Source organism: Actinoplanes campanulatus, assembly GCF_014647795.1.
GTDB classification, from domain to species: domain Bacteria; phylum Actinomycetota; class Actinomycetes; order Mycobacteriales; family Micromonosporaceae; genus Actinoplanes; species Actinoplanes campanulatus.
On record NZ_BMPW01000002.1, the window covers coordinates 153,093 to 174,635 of the forward strand.

The following is a 21,543-nucleotide window of genomic DNA, read 5'->3' on the forward strand; positions in this document are numbered from 1 at the left end:
TATCGGTTCTCCAGCGGTAGCGTGTGCACCCGTGAACATCGCCGCCATCCCCAGTCCCACCGAGTCGGTGTGGCACCTCCTCGGGTTCCCGATCCGGGCGTACGCGCTCTGCATCATCGCCGGCATGGTCGTCGCGACCCTGCTGATGGAGCAGCGGCTGCGCCACCGGGGGGTGGCGCCGTGGACCTCGCTGGACATGGTGGTCTGGGCGGTGCCGTTCGGCATCATCGGCGCCCGGATCTACCACCTGATCACCTCCCCGCAGGAGTATTTCGGCGCCGGCGGCGACCCGGTCCGGGCCCTCTACATCTGGGAGGGCGGCCTCGGCATCTGGGGCGCGGTGGCCGGTGGCGCGGTGGGCGCCTGGATCGCGTCGCGCCAGATCGGCCTGCCGCTGAGCGTGTTCGCCGACGCCCTCGCGCCCGCGTTGCCGGTGGCGCAGGCGATCGGCCGGTTCGGCAACTGGTTCAACAACGAGCTGTACGGGAAGGTCACCACCCTGCCGTGGGGCCTCGAGGTGCACGAGATGGACTCGGCGAACCCGGGCCACGCCACGGTGATCGACGGCGAGGCGGTGACCAAGCCGGACCTCTACCACCCGACGTTCGCGTACGAGGTGATCTGGAACCTCGGTGTCGCCGCCCTGGTCTGGCTGCTGGACCGGAAGTTCAAGTTCGGCCGTGGCCGGGCCTTCGCGCTGTACGTGATGGCCTACACCGCCGGCCGCCTGTGGATCGAGATGCTGCGCGTCGACGAGGCGAACACCTTCTTCGGCATCCGTCTCAACGTGTTCGTCTCGATCGTCGTCTTCGTGGGCGCGTTGATCTACTTCCTCGTGGTGAAGGGCCCCCGCGAGTACGTGGTGCCGATCGACGCCCCGGAGACCGCCCCCGAGCCGTCCGACGCGCCGGAGAGCGACGTCTCGCAGGTCGACGTGACCGGTGGCGAGAAGGATGCCGCCCGCAAGATGCCGATCGCCTACCAGGTGGTCAGCCGGGAGCGGTTCGACGAGTACCAGCGCACCCACATCCTGCCGCCCGCGGAGAAGAACGACACGGTGTCGGCGACGGCCAGCGACACCCCTTCGTCCGACGAGAGCTGACCGGAATGCGTACGGCCGTGGTGGTGGGCGCCGGGATGGCCGGCCTGGCCGCCGCGGGCGCGCTGTCGAGGTCCGGCTGGCGGGTGACCGTGCTGGAACGCGCGGAGCGGGTGGCCGCGCCGCCGGCCGCGGTGGTGCTCTGGCCCACCGGCCTGCGGGCCCTGGAGGCGCTGGATCCGGACGGCGGCTGGACGGCGATCGCGTCGCCGCTGCCGGACGGTGGCGTGCGCCGCCCGGACGGGCAGTGGCTGGTCGCGCCCCGGACCCGGCCCGGCGCGGGCCCGGCCCCGGCGGCCGTGCATCTGGAGGATCTGTTCGACGCGCTGGTCACGGGTCTCGGGGACGCCGAGATCCGCACCGGTTTCGAGGCGACCACGGTTCGGGTGGGCCCGCGGCAGCGGCCCGCGGTCGGCGACGGCCGCACCATGATCGAGGCGGACCTGCTGGTCGGCGCGGACGGCATCGACAGCCGGGTCAGGGCCGCGGTGGCGCCCGAGGCGGTGGCCGTCGGTTCCGGGTTCGCCGCCTGGCAGGCGGTCATCCCCGGGTTCCGGGTGCCGCGGCTGGAGGGTGACCGCAGCCTCGGCGGGGAGACGCTCGGCGCCGGCTACCGGTTCGTGGCGATCCCGCTCGGTGACCGGGCCGCCGGCCGGGGCGGGGTCTACTGGGTGGCGACGGCCGCCGGCGCGGCGCGCCCCGAGTCGCCGGCCACCCAGCTGGCCCTGTTGCGCCGGTGGTTCGCCGGCTGGCACGAGCCGGTCGGCGCGCTGCTGGACGCGACCCGGCCGGAGGATCTGGTTCCGCAGGGTGTCCGGGAGCTGCGGCCGCTGCCGCGCGCCTACGGTTTCGCCGCGGGTTCCGGTGGGGTGGTGCTGATCGGTGACGCCGCCCACGCCATGCCGCACCATCTCGGTCAGGGCGCGTGCCTGGCGTTCGAGGACGTGGCGACGCTGCGCTCGCTGACCGCCTCGGCCGGGCCGGGCGAGGAACTCGTCGCGGCCGTCGAGACCTACAGCCGGGTGCGCCGCCCGCGCACCACCACGGTGGTGCGGCAGAACCGGCGGATGTCCGCGGTGGTTCAGGCCCGCGGCCGGCTCGCGCTGCGCGCCCGCGACGCCGCGCTCAATCACATGCGCCCGCGAATGCTGGGCCGTCATCTGGATCCGGTCGCCGATTGGACCCCACCGGACTGAGGGATTTCTCTCCCTTCTCGCCTCCCATTCTTTCCAACCCCTATTCCGGTACGAGTGTGAGCGTTAACAAACGCATTCCCGTCCGTTCCGTGGCGCACCGCGAGCCTCTGCCCGATCCCGGCCGTAACGCGCCCGTCGGGGCGAAGCGGTGGTTCCGGCCGGCTTCTGGAGCTGTCTCGAGCGCCTCGAGGCAGCCCTGAGAGCCGGCCGGGGTTGCACGTTCAGATTGCAGGACGCGGAGGATGGAAGATCTCACATTTCCTGTGACCTGTCGGAAACAGTCGTTTCCCTGGGTCCGGAGCGGCCGAGGGCCTCCGGTCGGTAAGGGATGATCATGTGGTAGCCACTTACCGCGTACCAGATGTTGGGAAGTGTGAGGGATTCGCGCTGACCGTCAGAGAGGCGCGGCGGCCGGCTCGGCGATGCAGGCCGTGCCCACCCGCCGGAAACCGACCCGGGTGTAGAGCCGCGCCACGTCGTCGTCGCCCGCGGAGAGGAACACCAGGTGCGTCCCGCCGGCCAGCAGCCGCCCGGCGAGTGTGGCCGTGAGCTGGGAGGCGTAGCCCCGGCGCCGCGCCGACGGCAGGGTCGCCACCCCGACGATCTCGGCGACGTCCCCGCGGCGCTGGCTGGTCGCGGTCGCCACGATGCCCTCCTCCGGCGCCTCGGCCATCACCGTCACGAAGTCGCCAGTGGCGGCCAGCTCCCGGGCGTGCCGCACCGCCTCCGCGGTGGGCGGCGCCGCGGCATCCCGCTCGGCCGGGCCGGCACCCCCGATGAGCAGCACGTTCTCCGCCGACTCCAGGGGCGGCTGGTAGGCCGGGGCGGCGAAGCCGAGCCGGGCCACCGCCCGGGAGGCGCCCAGGTCGGCGGCGAACGTGGGCGTGGCGGGATCGAGCAGCCGGGTGGTGGCTCCGCGCAGCGGCAGGTCCGGCACCAGGGCCGCCGGGTCGAGCACCAGCAGCGGCGCGAGCAGCACGTCCAGCCCGGCCGAACGGGCCACCGCGAGCAGGTCGGGCGTGGTCTCGTGAACCCACTCGAAGGTCTCCGGCAACCCCAGCTCACGCTGGCGGCGCCGAACCGCGGTGAGGTCGGCCGCGGAAGGGGTGTGCGAACCCCGGACCGGGCGGGCATAGTAGGGCCAGCCCTCACCGTCGCGGACGAAGAGAACCAGCGTGCCGATCTCCTCGGCCCGCGCCCAGGGGCGGGGCAAAGCGTCGTAGAACCGCTCGAGTCGGTCGAAGAGGTCGGAATCCACTGGCGCCATCGCGCGAGACTACCGGTCGATGCGCCTGCTGTGCTATTCAGTTCGTCCGCCGATCGGTGCGCAGGATCGGTGCGAGGTGTGATCAATCCGCATCTGGCGGAGATCAGAGGCTCTTAACGTAGACTCAAGAGACTTTGCAGGGCCGACGTCGTCCCGACCTCAGATGGAAACACCAGTGACGACAGGAGGCCCGGTGGCATATCCGCACCCCCAGGGGCTTTATGACCCTCAGTCGGAGCGAGACGCCTGTGGTGTCGCATTTGTTGCCGACATTCACGGCCGTCGCTCCCACGATGTGGTGGCCAAGGGTCTGTCCGCGCTGATCCGGCTCGATCACCGGGGCGCCCGCGGCGCCGAGCAGAACACCGGTGACGGCGCCGGCATCATGATCCAGGTTCCGGACGCCTACTACCGCGCGACCGCAGGCTTCGAGCTGCCGCCCGCCGGTCAGTACGCGACCGGTCTCGTCTTCCTGCCCACGGACCCCGACGATGCGGCCCGTGCGATCAAGGTCTTCGAGAAGTACGTGCTCGTCGAGGGCGGCGAGGTGCTCGGCTGGCGTGACGTGCCGGTCGACGCGTCCGACCTGGGCGCCACCGCCGAGGACGCCCGCCCCGCGATCCGCCAGGTGTTCCTGGCCGCGCACCGGCTCGTCGACGCGCCCGCCGGCCCCGCCGGCGAGCAGCTGTCCGGGCTGGAGCTGGACCGGGTGGCGTTCTGCATCCGCAAGCAGGCCGAGCGGGAGACTTCCCAGCGCGGCGTCCCGGCGTACTTCCCGTCGCTGTCCTCGCGGACCATCACCTACAAGGGCATGCTCACCCCGGAGCAGCTGCCGGCGTTCTTCCCGGAGCTGTCCGACGACCGGGTGGACAGCGCGATCGCGCTGGTGCACTCCCGGTTCTCCACCAACACGTTCCCGTCGTGGCCGCTGGCGCACCCGTACCGGCTGATCGCCCACAACGGTGAGATCAACACGATCCGCGGCAACAAGAACTGGATGGCGGCCCGCGAGGCGCTGCTGTCGTCGAAGCGGATCCCGGGCAACCTCAAGCGACTGTTCCCGATCAACTCGCCCGAGGCGTCCGACTCGGCCAGCTTCGACGAGGTCCTCGAGCTGCTGCACCTGGCCGGCCGCAGCCTGCCGCACTCGGTGCTCATGATGATCCCCGAGGCGTGGGAGAACGACCCGGACATGGATCCGGCCCGCCGCGCCTTCTACCGGTTCCACGCGAGCCTCATGGAGCCGTGGGACGGCCCGGCCGCCGTGGCGTTCACCGACGGCACCGTCATCGGCGCCGTCCTGGACCGCAACGGCCTGCGCCCGGGCCGCTGGTGGCACACCGCCGACGGGCTGGTCGTGCTCGGCTCCGAGGCCGGTGTCATCGACTTCGAGCCGGAGCAGGTCGTCGCCAAGGGCCGCCTCCAGCCGGGCAAGATGTTCCTGGTCGACACCGCGGCCGGCCGCATCGTCCACGACGCCGAGATCAAGGCCGAGCTGGCCGCCGCCGAGCCGTACGCGGACTGGCTGCACGCCGGCCTGATCGAGCTGGAGGACCTGCCCGCCCGCGAGCACGTCATCTACACCCACGACTCGGTCCTCCGCCGCCAGCAGGTGTTCGGCTACACCGAGGAAGAGCTCAAGATCCTGGTGGCGCCGATGGCGCGGACCGGCGCCGAGCCGCTGGGCTCGATGGGCACCGACACCCCGATCTCGCCGCTGTCCACCCGGCCGCGGCTGCTGTTCGACTACTTCCACCAGCTGTTCGCCCAGGTGACGAACCCGCCGCTGGACGCCATCCGCGAGGAGCTGGTGACCAGCCTGTCGACGACCATCGGCCCCGAGGCGAACCTGCTGGACCCGGGCCCGGCCAGCTGCCGGCAGATCGTCCTGCCCTACCCGGTGATCGACAACGACGAGCTCGCCAAGATCCTGTCCATCGACGAGGACGGCGACCTGCCCGGCTTCAAGGCGGTCCGGGTCTCCGGGCTGTACCCGCTGCGCGACGGGGCGGCCGGCATCAAGGCCCGGCTCACCCAGATCTGCCGGCACGTGTCGGAGGCCATCGAGGACGGCGTGCGCATCCTCGTCCTGTCCGACCGCGACTCCAACGCCGACCTGGCGCCGATCCCGTCACTGCTGCTCACCGCCGCGGTCCACCAGCACCTGGTGCGCGAGCAGACGCGTACCCAGGTGGCGCTGGTCGTCGAGTCCGGCGACTGCCGCGAGGTGCACCACGCCGCCGTGCTGATCGGCTACGGCGCCGCCGCGGTCAACCCGTACCTGGCATTCGAGAGCGTCGACGACCTCATCGCCACCGGCGGCCTGGTCGGCGTCGACCCGCGCAAGGCGGTCCGCAACTACGTCAAGGCGCTCGGCAAGGGCGTCCTGAAGATCATGTCCAAGATGGGCATCTCGACCGTGTCGTCGTACTGCGGCGCCCAGGTGTTCGAGGCCGTCGGCCTGGACAACAAGCTGCTCCAGCGCTACTTCTCCGGCACCTCCGGCCGGATCGGCGGCGTCGGCCTCGACGGCATCCACCAGGAGGTCAAGGCCCGCCACGAGAAGGCGTACCCGGCGAACCAGGCCGAGCGGGCGCACCGCCGCCTCGAGGTCGGTGGCGAGCACCAGTGGCGCCGCGAGGGCGAACTGCACCTGTTCAACCCGGAGACCGTCTTCCTGCTCCAGCACGCCACCCGCAGCAAGCAGTACGACGTCTTCAAGCGCTACACCGACAAGGTCAACGAGCTGTCGGCCGAGGCCGGTCACCTGCGTGGCCTGTTCCGCTTCGACCCCGACCGCACCGCGGTCCCGATCGACGAGGTCGAGCCGGCCAGCGAGATCGTCAAGCGGTTCTCCACCGGCGCGATGAGCTACGGCTCCATCTCCGCCGAGTCGCACGAGACCCTGGCCATCGCCATGAACCGGCTCGGCGCCAAGTCGAACACCGGTGAGGGCGGCGAGGACGTCGAACGCCTCTACGACCCGGAGCGCCGTTCCGCGATCAAGCAGATCGCCTCCGGCCGGTTCGGTGTGACGAGCGAGTACCTGGTCAACGCCGACGACCTCCAGATCAAGATGGCGCAGGGCGCGAAGCCCGGCGAGGGCGGCCAGCTGCCCGGTAACAAGGTGTGGCCGTGGATCGCCAAGACCCGGCACGCCACCCCGGGCGTCGGCCTCATCTCGCCGCCACCGCACCACGACATCTACTCCATCGAGGACCTGGCCCAGCTGGTCCACGACCTCAAGATGGTCAACCCGATGTCGCGGGTGCACGTCAAGCTGGTCAGCGAGATCGGCGTCGGCACGGTCGCCGCCGGTGTGGCCAAGCTCAAGGCCGACGTCATCCTGATCTCCGGCCACGACGGCGGCACCGGCGCGTCCCCGCTGAACTCGCTCAAGCACGCCGGCACCCCGTGGGAGCTGGGCCTGGCCGAGGCACAGCAGACGCTGCTGCTCAACAAGCTCCGCGACCGCGTCACCGTGCAGGTCGACGGCCAGCTCAAGACCGGCCGCGACGTGGTCGTCGCCGCGCTGCTCGGCGCCGAGGAGTTCGGTTTCGCGACCGCTCCGCTGATCGTCTCCGGCTGCATCATGATGCGCGTCTGCCACCTGGACACCTGCCCGGTCGGCATCGCCACCCAGAACCCGGTGCTGCGCGAGCGCTACACCGGCAAGCCGGAGTTCGTCGAGAACTTCTTCATGTTCCTCGCCGAAGAGGTCCGCGAGATCCTGGCCGAGCTGGGCTTCCGCAGCATCGACGAGGCCATCGGCCACGCCGAGGTCCTCAACGTGGTCCAGGCCGTCGACCACTGGAAGGCCAAGGGCCTCGACCTGGCCCCGGTCCTGTACGTGCCGGAGCTGCCCGAGGGCGCCGCCCGCCGCGGCGTCGTCGCCCAGGACCACGGCCTCGACAAGGCGCTGGACAACCAGCTCATCGCCCTGGCCCAGCCGGCCCTGACCGACGGCCTGCCGGTCCACGCCGAACTGGCCACCCGCAACGACCAGCGCAGCGTCGGCGCGATGCTGGGCGGCGAGGTCAGCCGCCGCTTCGGCGGCAACGGCCTGCCCGACGACACCATCTCCTTCACCCTGCGCGGCACCGGCGGCAACTCGTTCGGCGCCTTCCTGCCGCGCGGCGTCACCCTGCGGCTCATCGGCGACAGCAACGACTACGTCGCCAAGGGCCTCTCCGGCGGCCGCGTCGTCGTGCGCCCCGCCGAGGACGCGCCGTTCACGGCGGAGGAGAACACCATCGCCGGCAACACCCTGCTGTACGGCGCCACCAGCGGCGAACTGTTCCTGCGCGGCCGCGTCGGCGAACGGTTCGCGGTCCGCAACTCCGGCGGCCACGCGGTCGTCGAGGGCGTCGGCGACCACGGCTGCGAGTACATGACCGGCGGCATCGTGGTGGTGCTCGGCCCCACCGGCCGCAACTTCGCGGCCGGCATGAGCGGCGGCAAGGCGTTCCTGCTCGACCTCGACCAGAACCAGGTCAACCCGGAGCTCGTCGACCTCGCACCGCTCACCGACGACGAACGCGACCTGCTGCGCTCGCTCGTCGAGAAGCACCACGCCGAAACCGACTCGGCCGTCGCCGGCCGCCTGCTCAAGGACTGGGCGAACGCCGTCGAGCGGTTCACCGCCGTGGTCCCGCGCGACTACAAGCGCGTCATGGAACTGATCAAGACCGCCGAAGCCGCCGGTCGCAACGTTGACGAGGCGGTCATGGGGGTTACCAGTGCCTGACCCTAACGGTTTCCTCCGCTACCAGCGGCAGCTCCCGAAGCGCCGCCCGGTGCCGGTGCGCATCCTGGACTACAAAGAGGTCTACCCGCCCGCGGGCGAGGAACTGATCCGCGACCAGGCCACCCGCTGCATGGACTGCGGCATCCCGTTCTGTCACGACGGCTGCCCGCTGGGCAACCGCATCCCGGACTGGAACGACCTCGTCCGTACCCAGCAGTGGGAGGCCGCGGCCGACTCGCTGCACGCCACCAACAACTTCCCCGAGTTCACCGGCCGGCTCTGCCCGGCGCCGTGCGAGGCGGCCTGCGTGCTCGGCATCGGCGATGACCCGGTGACCATCAAGCAGGTCGAGGTGGAGATCGCCAACCACGCGTTCGACCTCGGCTTCGTCAAGCCGCAGCCGGCGCCGGTGGCGTCCGGCAGGTCGGTCGCGGTCGTCGGCTCCGGCCCGGCCGGACTGGCCGCCGCCCAGCAGCTGGCCCGGGCCGGCCACGCGGTCACCGTCTACGAGCGCGACGACCGCATCGGCGGCCTGCTCCGCTACGGCATCCCGGACTTCAAGATCGAGAAGCACGTCATCGACGCGCGGCTCGCCCAGATGTCCGCCGAGGGCGTCGAGTTCCAGACCGGCGTCGACGTCGGCACCGACATCACCGCCGACGACCTGCGCGAACGCTACGACGCCGTGCTCCTCGCCGCCGGCGCCCTGGCCGGCCGCGACACCCCGGAGACCCCCGGCCGCCGGCTCAACGGCGTCCACCTGGCCATGGAACACCTCGTCCCGGCCAACCGGATCGTCGCCGGGCTCCAGGACACCACGCCGATCGACGCCCACGGCAAGCACGTCATCATCATCGGCGGCGGCGACACCGGCGCCGACTGCCTCGGCGTCGCCCACCGCCAGGGCGCCGCGTCGATCACCCAGCTCGACCAGTACCCCCTGCCGCCCGACCTGCGTGCCGGCGTCAAGGACCCGTGGCCCACCTGGCCGCTGATCCTGCGCAACTACGCCGCCCACGAGGAGGGCGGCGACCGGGTCTTCGGCGTCGCCGTGCAGGAGTTCGTCGGCGACGGGAACGGCAACCTCGTCGCCGTGCGCATCGCCGACGTCAGCGTCCAGCGCGTCGACGGCGTCCGCACCGTCGTCATCGCCCCCGGCACCGAACGCGAACTGCGCGCCGACCTCGTCCTGCTCGCCATCGGCTTCGAGGGCACCGAGGACCAGCCGCTGCTCAGCCAGTTCGGCATCAGCCGCAACCGGCGCAACGTCCTCGACGCCGACCAGGGCTGGCAGACCAGCGCCGAGGGCGTCTTCGTCGCCGGCGACATGCACAAGGGCGCCTCGCTCATCGTCTGGGCGATCGCCGAGGGACGCGCCGCCGCCGCGGCCATCCACTCCTATCTCGGCGCCGCCGGGGAGCTGCCCGCCCCGGTCCGCTCCGATTCGCAGCCGTTGTCCGTCTGATCACGAACCGCGGAAAGGCCCGTCACCGACACCGGTGGCGGGCCTTTTCGCCGCCCTCGGCCAAAACGCCCGTTAATGTCACGCCCGGTGCCCCCGCCAAACGGCCGTTAATGCCCGGCCCGGCCGCCGAAGCAATGGCGCACGTCGATCTGAGAATAGTTTTCAGCCGCCGGGGCGCCCCGAGCCGGCGCCGAAACCCCGGTTGGCATCGACGAGCATGACTGCGGTCAAGGTCGTCTTCCCAGCCCACGGTACGCGCGCGGCGTGCCCCCCAAAGGGGTTGTGGCATGTGCCGACGACCACCCGAAGCCGACCGCTAGGCTGAACCGGCGGTCGCTGAAGCCCGCGGACGACGCAGCGCACCCGCCCACAGCGGGTTGACCTCGCCGTCGACACCCGCAGTTCATGCCGATGACGCGGGTCGGCCGCCGGGCCGCCCCGAAAGAAGGATTAGCCTGATGGCCGTGACACGCCGCGCAAAGATCGTCTGCACGATGGGCCCCGCCACCAAGTCACCCGAGCGCATGCTCGGCCTGGTGGAAGCGGGCATGAACGTGGCCCGGATGAACTTCAGCCACGACACCCGGGAAAACCACCGGGAGATGTACGAGCTGGTCCGCGCCGCCGCCGAGCAGGCCGATCGCCCGGTCGCCATCCTCGCCGACCTCCAGGGCCCCAAGATCCGCCTCGGCAAGTTCGCCGACGGCCCGCACCGCTGGGAGACCGGCGACCGCGTCGTCATCACCAGCGACGAGATCCTCGGCACCAAAGAGCGCGTCAGCTGCACCTACAAGAAGCTCCCGCACGAGGTCAAGGTCGGCGACCGCCTCCTCATCGACGACGGCAAGGTCGCCATCGAGGTCACCGGCGTCGACGGCGAGGACATCCACTGCCTCGTCACCGAAGGCGGCCCGGTCAGCAACAACAAGGGCGTCAGCCTCCCCAACGTCGCCGTCAGCGTCCCCGCCCTCAGCGACAAGGACGAAGAGGACCTCCGCTTCGCCCTCGGCCTTGGCGTCGACCTCGTCGCCCTCTCCTTCGTCCGCGCCGCCGAGGACATCAACCTCGTCCACAAGATCATGGACGAGGAGGGCCGCCGCGTCCCCGTCATCGCCAAGGTCGAGAAGCCCGAGGCCGTCGAGCAGCTCGAAGCCATCGTCCTCGCCTTCGACGGCGTCATGGTCGCCCGCGGCGACCTCGGCGTCGAGCTCCCCCTCGACCAGGTCCCCCTGGTCCAGAAGCGCGCCGTCCAGCTCTGCCGCGAGAACGCCAAGCCGGTCATCGTCGCCACCCAGATGCTCGACTCCATGATCGAGAACTCGCGGCCCACCCGGGCCGAGGCCTCCGACGTCGCCAACGCCGTCCTCGACGGCACCGACGCCGTCATGCTCTCCGGCGAGACCTCGGTCGGCAAATACCCGGTCCTCACCGTCAGCACCATGGCGAAGATCGTCACCACCACCGAAGCCGGCGCCATGGGCGTCCCGCGCCTCCAGCACGACCCGCGCACCCACGGCGGCGCCCTCACCGTCGCCGCCAGCCAGATCGCCCGCAACATCGGCGCCAAGGCCCTCGTCGCCTTCTCGCAGACCGGCGACACCGTCAAGCGCCTCGCCCGCCTGCACTGCGACCTGCCGCTCTACGCCTTCACCCCGGTCCCCGAGGTCCGCAACACCCTCGCCCTCAGCTGGGGCGTCGAAACCTTCCTCACCGACTTCGTCGAGCACACCGACGACATGTTCCGGCAGGTCGACGCCAAGATGCTCAGCATGGGCCTGGCCAAGCCCGGCGACTACGTCGTCGTCGTGGCCGGCTCCCCGCCCAACGCACCCGGCTCCACCAACACCCTCCGCGTCCACCAGATCGGCTCGCTCGTCGACGCCGCCAAGGTGTGACCTTGATCCAGGGACAGGCCGCCGTCGACCAGCTCCTCGAGCTCCTCGACCTCAAGCGGGTCGACGCGGCCACCTTCCAGGGCGAAAGCCCGCAAACCGGAGCCCAGCGCGTGTTCGGCGGCCAAGTCGCCGGACAGGCGCTGGTCGCCGCCGGCCGCACCGTCGACCCCACCCGGCACGTCCACAGCCTCCACGGCTACTTCGTCCGCGCCGGCGACCCCACCGAACCCATCACCTTCCACGTCGAGAACATCCGCGACGGCCGCAGCTTCTCCGTCCGCCGCTCGACCGCCAAGCAACACGGCAAAACCATCTTCTTCATGTCCGCCTCCTTCCAGATCCCCGAAGAAGGCCTCGACCACCACACCCCCGCACCCGACGACGTCCCCGCACCCGAAGACGTCCCCACCATCCTGCACTGGGCCGAGAAATACCCCGAGCGGATGGCCATGTTCAAGAACTCACCACGCTCCGTCGACGTCCGCTACGTCGGCGTCCCCGGCTGGGTCCCACCCGGCGACCGCGGCATCCAACCCCAGCAACGCGTCTGGATGCGCCTCGACGGCAAACTCCCCGACGACCCGCTCATCCACGCCTGCGCCCTCACCTACGCCAGCGACATGAGCCTGCTCGACGCCGTGCTGTCCACCCACGGCGAGGTCTGGGGCCCCGGCGGCGTCATCGGCGCCAGCCTCGACCACGCCCTCTGGTTCCACCGGCCCTTCCGCGCCGACGAATGGTTCCTCTACGACAGCACCAGCCCCAACGCCAGCGGCGCACGCGGCCTCGCCAACGGCCGCATGTTCACCCGCGACGGCCAGCACATCGCCAGCGCCGTCCAGGAAGGCCTCCTCCGCCGCATCGGCGGATAGAGCCGGTTGTCCTCGCGGCTTGTCTCGCGGCCGGTCCACCCCGACGAGGACAAGCCCTACCGCGCTTCCGGCGCCAACTCCGCGCTCTCCGGCGCATCCGGCACCGCACCGGCCCGCGGACCCGTGACCCCGGCCTCCGCCAGGAACGCATCAAGATCAGCGGTCGTCCGCACCGCACGGTCCGGGAAACCCTCACCCGACCGCCCGCCGGCCACCCCCGCCGCCACCGTCGAACCAACCGGCCGCGCCCGATGCCGCGCCCGCCACCGCGGAGCATCCTCCACATCCGACACACCCGCCGCATAGCCCCGCAACCCGGCGGAACTCTCAGCCGGCCACCTCAGCACATCCCGCCGCGGCCCGGCCACCTCACGCAACCGCAACGCCGTCACCAGCTCCGCCACCGCACGCAACACACCCAGCGCACCCAGCACCACCATCACCAGCCGCGCCGTCTGCGGGAACGGGCTCGCCGCGAAGAACCCCAGCCCCGTCTCCAGCACACCCACCAACACCAGCAGGCTCCACACCCGATCCGTACCCCGGGCCATGACCCCCACCGCGACATCCGTCACGCCGCGAACCATCAGATACCAGCCCACCAGCGCCGACGCCGTCGCGAACGCCCAGAACGGAAGCGTCAGCAACAGGCCGGCCGTCACCGTGAACACCGCCGCCAGACCCGCGTTCAACCACCACGTCCGCGTCCCCGCCAGCGCCCGGACCGCCTCACACAGTGCACCGAACAGCACCACTGGGCCCGCCACCGCCGCCACGTTCGCCGGTTCCAGCCGCAACATGGTCCAGCCGATCGCCAACCACACCGCGCCCGCGACCATCAGCAAACGCCACGTGTTCCCGCGCTCGACGGTCAAAGGCGAAGAACCGGACGACAACATGAGGCCTCCCGCTGAAGCTGTCCCTGCCATGACAGCATCCGGCGCACGCCGTGACCCGGCGTTCGGAGGATTCAGACCAAGATCAAAACCATCCACTGGTACGACGTAAGCGTCCTAGAACTTGGGACCGATGAACTCGTCGAGCCGAGCCACAGACGGCCGGGTGGCGACTGACAGCAGGTTAGGCCGACACATCCGCCAGGTGGCGCCGACGAGATCCAGCGACCTTTGGCAAAGTCGCATGATGTCGACGGATTCGTTCGAGAACTGGTACCTCGAATACTCATAGGTCTTCTTCGGGTGCCTTATTCGATTCGTAACACGACAGCCGTCAGAGTGAAATAGGCCACGGAGGAAGCTCCCGGGCCATTCGTCGATGAGTCTCTGCTGCCAAGCCTCCAAGGTGATCGCTCTCTTGTGTTTGGGTCCAGGGCCGTGTTGCGGAAGGAGGCACGGCCAGTGATTCGAGTAGCTCTGCACGGCCACGCAGCCTTGGCGGTTGATTCGTTGCACCCGTAGGGCGAGCACGCGAAGCATCGCCGTCTCGCATGCGTCGATCAGCCCTGGCCAGCTGGCCGTGCAGTAGACGCGCAGAACTGGCACCTTGGTAGTGGTCACCAGGTGGCCGTCGCCGAGGTACAGACCGAGTAGGTAGGCGTAATCCTGCGGATTATCAAGATCGTAAGGGGGATCGGTGCATCGCGCGCATCGCGGTGTGCTCGCCTCGCGTTCCGCCCGGCGACGTGGGCGATTCCCGTAGAACCAGTGCCCGACCGTGCGGCGTGGCAATCCAAGATCTCGACAGATCTCGCCGAAGGGCATCCCTTCGGCTCGAAGCTTGAGGGCTCGTTCGCGAATGTGAGGGGGATGCATGCCCCCATCTTCCGATGGGGGTATGACAAATTTTCCGGTGCCGGGGACGGGAGTCGAACCCGCATGCCCTTTCGAGCGAATGATTTTGAGTCATTTGTGTATACCGATTCCACCACCCCGGCATGCTCGTCCTGACGTGACTAGGTCACGCCAACCCGAGCACTCGACAGCCTACCCACTAGGCTTAGGGCGGCGACACCCAGATACCCGGGTGTCGCGACATCGACGTTCTGGGGGTAGGGGTTTCCGTGGCCGACACGCAGGCTGGTCCCGAGCGCAAGCGGGTGCTCATCGCCGAGGACGAGGCCCTCATCCGTCTGGACCTCGCCGAGATGCTCGTCGAGGAGGGCTATGACGTGGTCGGTGAGGCGGGCGACGGTGAGACGGCCGTGCGCCTGGCCGAGGACCTGAAGCCGGATCTGGTGATCCTCGACATCAAGATGCCGATCATGGACGGTCTGGCGGCGGCGGAGCGGATCGCCGGTGGGCGGATCGCGCCGGTGGTGATTCTGACGGCGTTCAGTCAGCGTGATCTGGTGGAGCGGGCGCGGGCGGCGGGTGCGATGGCGTATCTGGTGAAGCCGTTCCAGAAGTCGGATCTGGTGCCGGCGATCGAGATCGCGTTGTCGCGGTATTCGGAGATCTCGGCGTTGGAGTCGGAGGTCGCGGGGCTGACGGAGCGTCTGGAGACGCGGAAGTCGGTGGAGCGGGCCAAGGGCGAGCTGATGACGAAGTATTCGATGACGGAGCCACAGGCGTTCAAGTGGATTCAGCGGACGGCGATGGATCACCGGATGACGATGCGTGAGGTGGCTGACCGGATTCTGGCCGAGCAGCAGGCGGAGGCTGATCCGCCGAGATGAGACGTGTGGGCAGGCTGCTGGCGGGGGTGTTGTCGCTTCTACTGGTGGGCTGTTCCGCGGGTGGTGTTCCGGAGCCGTCTCCTGTGCCGTTCGGCTGGCAGGAGGCGGCTCTGCCGTCTTCCGGGGGTGTGCCGGTGGTGCGGGAGGCGGTGTGGTGCGGGGACGGCTGGTTCGTGGTGGGTGCGGTGCGGGATGCGGCGGGGGAGACGCGTCCGGCGGTGTGGTCGAGTGTCGACGGCCGGTCGTGGTCGGTGGTTCCGGTGGCGCCGCGGAGTTATTACGGCGAGCGCAGTGTGCTGGTGATGGGGGCGTGCCGGGAGGGTCGTCTGGCGGCGGTGGGCTGGAAGCGCGGGGGCGCGCATGCGAATCCGCGTACGGCGTCGTGGTTGCGGGCGGCGGACGGGGTGTTGCGGGAGTTGCCGGCGCCGTTCGAGTTGTACGGCGGTCCGCAGGCGATGAACGTGTCGCGGTTGGATGCCGGTGACGGTGGGTTCCTGATCTCGGGGAATCGGATGTCGGGTGCGGCGGTGTGGTGGTCGGGTGACGCGTCGCGGTTCGAGTTGCGTGAGCGTGTCGCCGGGTTGGCGTCGGACTCCTCGGGGGAGACGTGGGCGTTCGACGGGTTGGCGGTGGGTTCGGGCTGGTTGGTGGTGGGTGGTTGTCTGCCGGTGGGCCGGATCGATCGGGACGTGTGTGGTTGGCGGTCGGCGGAGGGGGTGTCGTGGGAGCGCTTGATCGCTGAGGGTGATTCCTCGGAATACGAGGAGTTGCATAGAGTGGCGCTGGTTGATGGAGTGCCGCTGGCGGTGGGGTTCCGGGGCCCGGTGTTCGGGGCGTGGCGGCTGGAGTCGGGCCGGTGGCGGCCGGTGGGTTCGTTCGGTTCGTGGCGGCCGAGTGCCTGGTCGGGGGTTCACTCGGTGGTGGTGGCCGGTCCCCGGTTGGTGGTCTCGGCGGGTGACGGGGTGGGGTACGCCCTGTGGGTGTCGTCCGACGGGGGTGTCTCGTGGGGCCGGGTGGAGCCGCCGGTGGCGGTGGGTGCGCGGCCGGAGGTGGCTTTGTCGGTTACGGCGGGTGGTGGCCGTTTGGTGTTGGTGGCTGATGACGGCGTTACTGGCCGTGTTTACACCTCGGACATCGGAGCGTAACGGTGTTCGTGGTTGAGAATGCCGGTACCGGCCCTGATCGGTCGGACTTTTGAGCAGCTCTCTGTAACGGTTTGGCATGCAGGGCCGCTACGTCTTCTTAAGGAATTCTCAGCCCGCTACGCTGCGCCATCACGAGCAGTGCGCAGGGTCCAGCGGTTTCGGGTGTCGGGGGCGGTGACGCGAAAGCGTGCGTCGGCTCGGCTCGGTGACGGCTTCCCTGCACCGGGATGAAAGGTCATAAGCCTTGAGGCGTAACTATGTACGGGCCCTGGGTGCGGTCGGCCTCGCCACCGCGATGCTGGCCGCGGCGGGTTGTCAGGACTCCGGTGGGTCCACGACTGACGCGTCCGGGTCGTCCTGCGGCAAGATTGCGATCTTCGGTGCTTTCACCGGTCCGAACGCGGGCCTGGTGCTGCCGTCGCTGAACGGCGCGAAGATGGCCGTGAAGCAGCACAACGCGGCCAACCCCGACTGCCAGGTGACCCTGCAGGAGTTCGACACGCAGGGCAACGCCGACCAGGCGACGCCGATCGCGAACCAGGTGGCGCAGGACCAGTCGTTCACCTCGGTGATCGGTGGTCACTTCTCCGGTGAGTCGAAGGCGACCATGCCGATCTACGAGGCCGCCGGTCTCGTGATGGTGAGCCCGTCGGCGACCGCCGCGGAGCTGACCAAGGCGGGGAACAAGTCGTTCCACCGGGTGGTGGGTAACGACTCGACCCAGGCGGCCGCCGCGGTCACCTACATCAAGGACACTCTGAAGTCGCAGAAGGTCTTCCTGATCGACGATGGCCAGACCTACGGTGTGGGCATCATCGGCGAGGTGAAGACGGGTCTGGGTGCTCTGGCCGTCAACTCCGACAAGGTGCAGACGGACCAGCAGAACTTCGACGCGACCATTTCTAAGATCAAGTCGTCGGGCGCGGACCTGATCGCGTACGGCGGTTACACCAACGAGGCGGCTCCGCTGCTCAAGCAGGCCCGTGCGGCCGGCGTGACGGCGAAGTTCCTGGGCTTCGACGGTCTGTACGACCCCGGTTTCCCGGCGGGTGCCGGTGAGGCCGCGGTCGGCGCGATCGTGACCTGCCCGTGTCTGCCGGCCGCTGAGGCGGGTGGCACCTTCTCGGCCGACTACCAGAAGGAGTTCGGCCAGGCTCCGGGTTCGTACGGTGCTGAGGGCTACGACGGCGCGACGATCCTGCTCGAGGGTTACAAGGCGGGCAAGAAGACCCGTGCCGACCTGCTCGCGTGGGTGGACGCTTACGACAAGCAGGGCGTCTCGAAGTACCTGAAGTTCGACGAGACCGGCGACGTGGACAAGTCCAAGGTCGTCATCTGGTCGTACGAGGTCAAGGCCGGCGGCGCGATCGAGCCGCTGTCGGAGATCAAGCTCAGCTGAGTCCAGCTCTGATGCGGCCGGAGGCGCGTTGCCTCCGGCCGTATCTGGTGCAAAGGGGTTTATGTGAACTTCGATGAACTCTTCGGGCACCTGGGCCAGCACACGGTGGACGGCTTGTCCAAGGGCGCTATCTACGCTCTTGTCGCGCTGGGCTACACCCTGGTCTACGGCGTCTTGAAGCTGATCAACTTCGCCCACTCGGAAGTCTTCATGGTGGGTACTTTCGCGGTCCTGGGGACCTGGACCGCGCTCGGGGCCACAAGCAACCCGAGTTTCGGAATGATGATCCTGTTCCTGCTGGCCGGTCTGGTGGCCGGCGCGGTCGCGTCGGGCGCCACCGCGGTGGGCGTGGAGTTGATCGCCTATCGGCGGTTGCGGCGGATGAACGCGCCGCCGCTGATCTTCCTGATCACGGCGATCGGTCTGTCGCTGGTGCTGTCCGAGGCGTTCGGCCTGTGGCAGGGCCGGCTGATCAAGGGCATGCCGACGATCGTGGAGCGGGAGATCCTGTTCACGATCGGGAACACCGAGGTGACCAACACGCAGTTGCTGACGATCGTGTCGGCGCTGGTGATGATGGTTCTCCTGGACGTGTTCATCAACCGCACCCGGTACGGGCGTGGCGTGCGTGCGGTGGCGCAGAACCCGGACACGGCGGCGCTGATGGGCGTCAACAAGGACCGGGTGATCCTGCTGATCTTCCTGCTCGGTGGTCTTCTGGCGGGGGCCGCCGCGCTGCTCTACAACGTCCGGTACGGCAACACCCGGTTCAACGTGGGCTTCCTGCTGGGTCTCAAGGCGTTCACCGCGGCGGTTCTCGGCGGTATCGGCAACCTGCGTGGCGCGCTGCTCGGCGGCCTGCTGCTGGGTGTCGTCGAGGTGTACGCGGCCACGCTGCTGACGTCGAGCTGGGAGGATGTGGCGGCGTTCACGGTGCTGGTGGTCGTGCTGCTGTTCCGTCCGACCGGTCTGCTGGGTGAGTCGCTGGGGAGGGCCCGGGCATGACGACGGATACGGCAACGTCGAAGTACGGCATCGGCGGTCTGCGCGCCAAGTTCGGCGAGCGGTGGGCCGGTCTGCCGAAGTGGCAGCGGTCGCTGGCGTTCATCGCTTTCGTGATCTTCCTGTACTACCTGCCCTACCTGGGCATTCCCGGTTTGACGTGGCTGCGGACCGACTACATCGCGAACGGCAACAACTGGGCGGGTGTGCTGTTCACCTGCGCGGTGTATGTGCTGATCGCGATCGGGTTGAACGTCGTCATCGGTCTGGCCGGTCTGCTGGACCTCGGTTATGTCGGCTTCTTCGCGGTCGGCGCGTACAGCGTGGCGCTTTTCGGGTCGACGCAGTCGCCGGTGGTGAAGTCGCTGCAGGCCCAGTTCGGTCTGTCGGAGGAGTGGGCGGTCGCCTGGGCGATCTGCATCCCGATCGCGCTGTGCCTCGCGATGATCTCCGGTGTCCTGCTCGGTGGCCCCACGCTGCGGCTTCGCGGTGACTATCTGGCGATCGTGACGCTGGGCTTCGGCGAGATCATCCGCATCGTGGTCCGCAACGTCGAGTGGTCCGGCGGTCCGGCCGGTATCGCCGCGATCCCGGGCCCGCAGGGCAAGCCGTCGCCGGACAACAACGTGTTCGGTCTGATCGACGCGAAGCCGTGGTACTGGCTGGCGCTGACGACCGTGCTGCTGATCGTGTGGCTGGTGCGCCGGCTGGAGAACAGCCGGGTGGGCCGGGCGTGGCTGGCCGTCCGTGAGGACGAGGACGCGGCCGCCGTGATGGGCGTGTACCCGTTCAAGTTCAAGCTGTGGGCGTTCGCCATCGGGGCCGCCCTGGGCGCCCTGTCCGGGCTGCTGTACGCCAGCCGGAACGGGTTCATCGAGCCGAACCAGTTCAACGCGCAGCTGTCGATCCTGTTCGTGGCGATGGTCGTGGTCGGCGGTTCGGGCAACATGGCAGGTGTGGCGCTGGGCGCCGTGCTGCTGGCGTACCTGCCGGAGCGGTTCCGGGAGTTCTCGGAGTGGCGGTTCCTGGTCTTCGGCCTGGCGCTGGTGCTGGTCATGCTGATCCGTCCGCAGGGCCTGATCCCGAGCCGGCGGCGGGCCCGCGAGTTGAAGGACCGTCAGGAGGAGGTGGCCGTAGGTGTCTGAGAACACCGAGGTGCTGCTCGACGTCGACCACGTGACGCTGCGATTCGGCGGTGTGGTGGCGCTCAACGACGTGAGCTTCAGCATCAACAAGGGTGAGATCCTCGGCCTGATCGGCCCGAACGGCGCCGGCAAGACGACCTGCTTCAACGTGATGACGGGCGTCTACAAGCCGACCGAGGGCAGGGTCGCGTTCGACGGCCAGACGATCACCGGCCGGCGGCCGCACGCGATCAACCGGATGGGCATCGCCCGGACGTTCCAGAACATCCGGCTGTTCCCGGAGATGACGGCGCTCGAGAACGTCATGGTGGGCGCCGACTCGCAGCACTTCACCAGTGTTCCGGGTGCGCTGTTCCGGCTCTACCGGGTGCGCCCGAAGGAGGAGGAGCTGCCTCAGGTCACCTCCTCCAACGGCATCGTGCGGGCGTGGCAGGAGATCCGGCGTACGTCGGCGAAGATCTTCGGCATCTCGCGGCACACGCTGGAGGAGCGGGCCGGCGAGCGCAAGGCGCTGGACCTGCTGAAGTTCGTCGGGATCACCGGCCGGGCCAACGACCTGGCGCGGAACCTGCCGTACGGTGACCAGCGGCGCCTGGAGATCGCCCGGGCTCTGGCCACCGAGCCGAAGCTGCTCTGCCTGGACGAGCCGGCCGCCGGCTTCAACCCGGCGGAGAAGGAAGACCTGATGAACCTGATCAGGCGAATCCGGGATCTGGGCTACACGGTGCTGCTGATCGAGCACGACATGCGCCTGGTGATGGGTGTGACCGACCGGATCGTGGTGCTGGAGTTCGGCAAGAAGATCGCCGAGGGCACGCCGGCCGAGGTCCGGGAGAACCCGAAGGTGATCGCCGCGTACCTGGGGGAGACCGCAGATGCTTCTTGAGCTCGATGACATCACTCTGCGGTACGGGCGGATCGAGGCGCTGCACGGCCTGAGCATCCACGTCGAGGAGGGCGAGATCGTGGCCCTGATCGGCGCGAACGGCGCCGGCAAGACGACCACGATGCGGGCCATCTCGGGGCTGAACCCGCTGGCGTCCGGCAAGATCCGGTTCGCCGGCAAGGACATCACCACGATGCGTGCCGACCTGCGGGTGCCGCTGGGCATCTGCCAGTCGCCCGAGGGCCGTGGCGTGTTCCCCGGCATGACGGTGCTGGAGAACCTGGACATGGGCGCCTACACCCGCAAGGACCGGGCCGGTGTCGCCGCCGACCTGAAGCGGGTGTTCGAGCTGTTCCCCCGCCTGGAGGAGCGGCAGAAGCAGATCAGCGGCACGATGTCCGGCGGTGAGCAGCAGATGCTCGCGGTCGGGCGGGCGCTGATGGCCCGGCCGAAGCTGCTGCTGCTGGACGAGCCGTCGATGGGCCTCGCCCCGATGATCATCCAGCAGATCTTCGACATCATCGTGGAGATCAACCAGCAGGGCACCACGGTGCTGCTGGTGGAGCAGAACGCGCAGCAGGCGCTGGCCCGCGCCCACCGCGGGTACGTGCTGGAGACCGGCCGGATCGTCAAGGAGGGCACCGGCCAGGACCTCCTGCACGACCCGGCGGTCAAGGAGGCGTACCTCGGCGTCGCCTGACACAGCCGTGCCGCGGGGCGGTCACCCTCACCGGGTGGCCGCCCCGCGGTGCGCCCGGAAACTTGTCAGACCCGGCGACTAGAGTTCTGG

15 protein-coding genes and 1 tRNA gene are annotated in these 21,543 nt (G+C 69.4%); 13 read left to right on the forward strand and 3 right to left on the reverse strand.

Annotated features, from left to right (window positions below; all coding sequences use genetic code 11):
• Window positions 1-31 precede the first annotated feature (31 nt).
• Complete coding sequence (gene lgt / locus IEZ13_RS05565; RefSeq protein WP_183217495.1) at window positions 32-1,102, forward strand: prolipoprotein diacylglyceryl transferase; 1,071 nt, start codon at window positions 32-34, stop codon at window positions 1,100-1,102.
• A gap of 5 nt (window positions 1,103-1,107) precedes the next feature.
• Complete coding sequence (locus IEZ13_RS05570) at window positions 1,108-2,295, forward strand: FAD-dependent oxidoreductase (RefSeq protein ID WP_183217497.1); 1,188 nt, start codon at window positions 1,108-1,110, stop codon at window positions 2,293-2,295.
• 394 nt (window positions 2,296-2,689) lie between these two features.
• Here IEZ13_RS05570 and IEZ13_RS05575 read toward each other — a convergent pair whose 3' ends face one another.
• Complete coding sequence (locus tag IEZ13_RS05575; RefSeq protein WP_183217499.1) at window positions 2,690-3,562, reverse strand: GNAT family N-acetyltransferase; 873 nt, start codon at window positions 3,560-3,562, stop codon at window positions 2,690-2,692.
• Between the two features lie 163 nt (window positions 3,563-3,725).
• On the opposite strand from IEZ13_RS05575, the gene gltB reads away from it, so the two are divergent.
• The 4 genes from gltB to IEZ13_RS05595 all read left to right on the forward strand — a co-directional run bounded on the left by gltB (window position 3,726) and on the right by IEZ13_RS05595 (window position 12,541).
• Window positions 3,726-8,309, forward strand: coding sequence for a glutamate synthase large subunit (gltB, locus tag IEZ13_RS05580; protein WP_183217501.1), 4,584 nt, complete (start codon window positions 3,726-3,728; stop codon window positions 8,307-8,309).
• Window positions 8,302-9,774: a glutamate synthase subunit beta gene (locus tag IEZ13_RS05585; protein WP_183217503.1), complete on the forward strand. Its 1,473-nt coding sequence runs from the start codon at window positions 8,302-8,304 to the stop codon at window positions 9,772-9,774. Before gltB ends, IEZ13_RS05585 begins: the two co-directional genes overlap by 8 nt.
• Before the next feature lie 458 nt (window positions 9,775-10,232).
• Window positions 10,233-11,669 (forward strand): pyruvate kinase, encoded by a 1,437-nt coding sequence (gene pyk / locus IEZ13_RS05590; protein ID WP_183217505.1) that lies wholly within the window; start codon window positions 10,233-10,235, stop codon window positions 11,667-11,669.
• Window positions 11,670-11,671: 2 nt separating this feature from the next.
• Window positions 11,672-12,541, forward strand: coding sequence for an acyl-CoA thioesterase (locus IEZ13_RS05595; RefSeq protein WP_183217507.1), 870 nt, complete (start codon window positions 11,672-11,674; stop codon window positions 12,539-12,541).
• Between the two features lie 56 nt (window positions 12,542-12,597).
• Here IEZ13_RS05595 and IEZ13_RS05600 read toward each other — a convergent pair whose 3' ends face one another.
• Both IEZ13_RS05600 and IEZ13_RS05605 read right to left on the reverse strand, forming a co-directional pair.
• A complete protein-coding gene (locus IEZ13_RS05600) occupies window positions 12,598-13,536 on the reverse strand; it encodes an HdeD family acid-resistance protein (RefSeq protein ID WP_229794474.1) in 939 nt (312 codons plus the stop codon).
• Between the two features lie 815 nt (window positions 13,537-14,351).
• A tRNA-Leu gene (locus tag IEZ13_RS05605) sits at window positions 14,352-14,435 on the reverse strand.
• 126 nt (window positions 14,436-14,561) lie between these two features.
• On the opposite strand from IEZ13_RS05605, the gene IEZ13_RS05610 reads away from it, so the two are divergent.
• The 7 genes from IEZ13_RS05610 to IEZ13_RS05640 all read left to right on the forward strand — a co-directional run bounded on the left by IEZ13_RS05610 (window position 14,562) and on the right by IEZ13_RS05640 (window position 21,453).
• Window positions 14,562-15,176: an ANTAR domain-containing response regulator gene (locus IEZ13_RS05610; protein WP_183217509.1), complete on the forward strand. Its 615-nt coding sequence runs from the start codon at window positions 14,562-14,564 to the stop codon at window positions 15,174-15,176.
• Between the two features lie 5 nt (window positions 15,177-15,181).
• Entirely contained in the window at window positions 15,182-16,321 is a 1,140-nt protein-coding gene (locus tag IEZ13_RS05615) for a hypothetical protein (protein WP_183217511.1), read from the forward strand.
• 244 nt (window positions 16,322-16,565) lie between these two features.
• Window positions 16,566-17,720: a branched-chain amino acid ABC transporter substrate-binding protein gene (locus tag IEZ13_RS05620; RefSeq protein ID WP_183217513.1), complete on the forward strand. Its 1,155-nt coding sequence runs from the start codon at window positions 16,566-16,568 to the stop codon at window positions 17,718-17,720.
• 63 nt (window positions 17,721-17,783) lie between these two features.
• Window positions 17,784-18,725, forward strand: a complete 942-nt coding sequence (locus IEZ13_RS05625; RefSeq protein WP_183217515.1) for a branched-chain amino acid ABC transporter permease — start codon at window positions 17,784-17,786, stop codon at window positions 18,723-18,725.
• A complete protein-coding gene (locus tag IEZ13_RS05630; RefSeq protein ID WP_183217517.1) occupies window positions 18,722-19,867 on the forward strand; it encodes a branched-chain amino acid ABC transporter permease in 1,146 nt (381 codons plus the stop codon). Before IEZ13_RS05625 ends, IEZ13_RS05630 begins: the two co-directional genes overlap by 4 nt.
• Window positions 19,860-20,753: an ABC transporter ATP-binding protein gene (locus IEZ13_RS05635; RefSeq protein ID WP_183217519.1), complete on the forward strand. Its 894-nt coding sequence runs from the start codon at window positions 19,860-19,862 to the stop codon at window positions 20,751-20,753. Before IEZ13_RS05630 ends, IEZ13_RS05635 begins: the two co-directional genes overlap by 8 nt.
• Window positions 20,743-21,453 (forward strand): ABC transporter ATP-binding protein, encoded by a 711-nt coding sequence (locus tag IEZ13_RS05640; protein WP_183217521.1) that lies wholly within the window; start codon window positions 20,743-20,745, stop codon window positions 21,451-21,453. Before IEZ13_RS05635 ends, IEZ13_RS05640 begins: the two co-directional genes overlap by 11 nt.
• The last annotated feature ends 90 nt before the right edge of the window (window positions 21,454-21,543 follow it).

Bases quoted from the DNA above. Each gene is read 5' to 3' on its own strand.
- IEZ13_RS05570 (WP_183217497.1), top strand. From the start codon at position 1,108: ATGCGTACGGCCGTGGTGGTGGGCGCCGGGATGGCCGGCCTGGCCGCC.
- IEZ13_RS05575 (WP_183217499.1), bottom strand. From the start codon at position 3,562: ATGGCGCCAGTGGATTCCGACCTCTTCGACCGACTCGAGCGGTTCTAC.
- gltB (WP_183217501.1), top strand. From the start codon at position 3,726: ATGGAAACACCAGTGACGACAGGAGGCCCGGTGGCATATCCGCACCCC.
- pyk (WP_183217505.1), top strand. From the start codon at position 10,233: ATGGCCGTGACACGCCGCGCAAAGATCGTCTGCACGATGGGCCCCGCC.
- IEZ13_RS05630 (WP_183217517.1), top strand. From the start codon at position 18,722: ATGACGACGGATACGGCAACGTCGAAGTACGGCATCGGCGGTCTGCGC.
- IEZ13_RS05640 (WP_183217521.1), top strand. From the start codon at position 20,743: ATGCTTCTTGAGCTCGATGACATCACTCTGCGGTACGGGCGGATCGAG.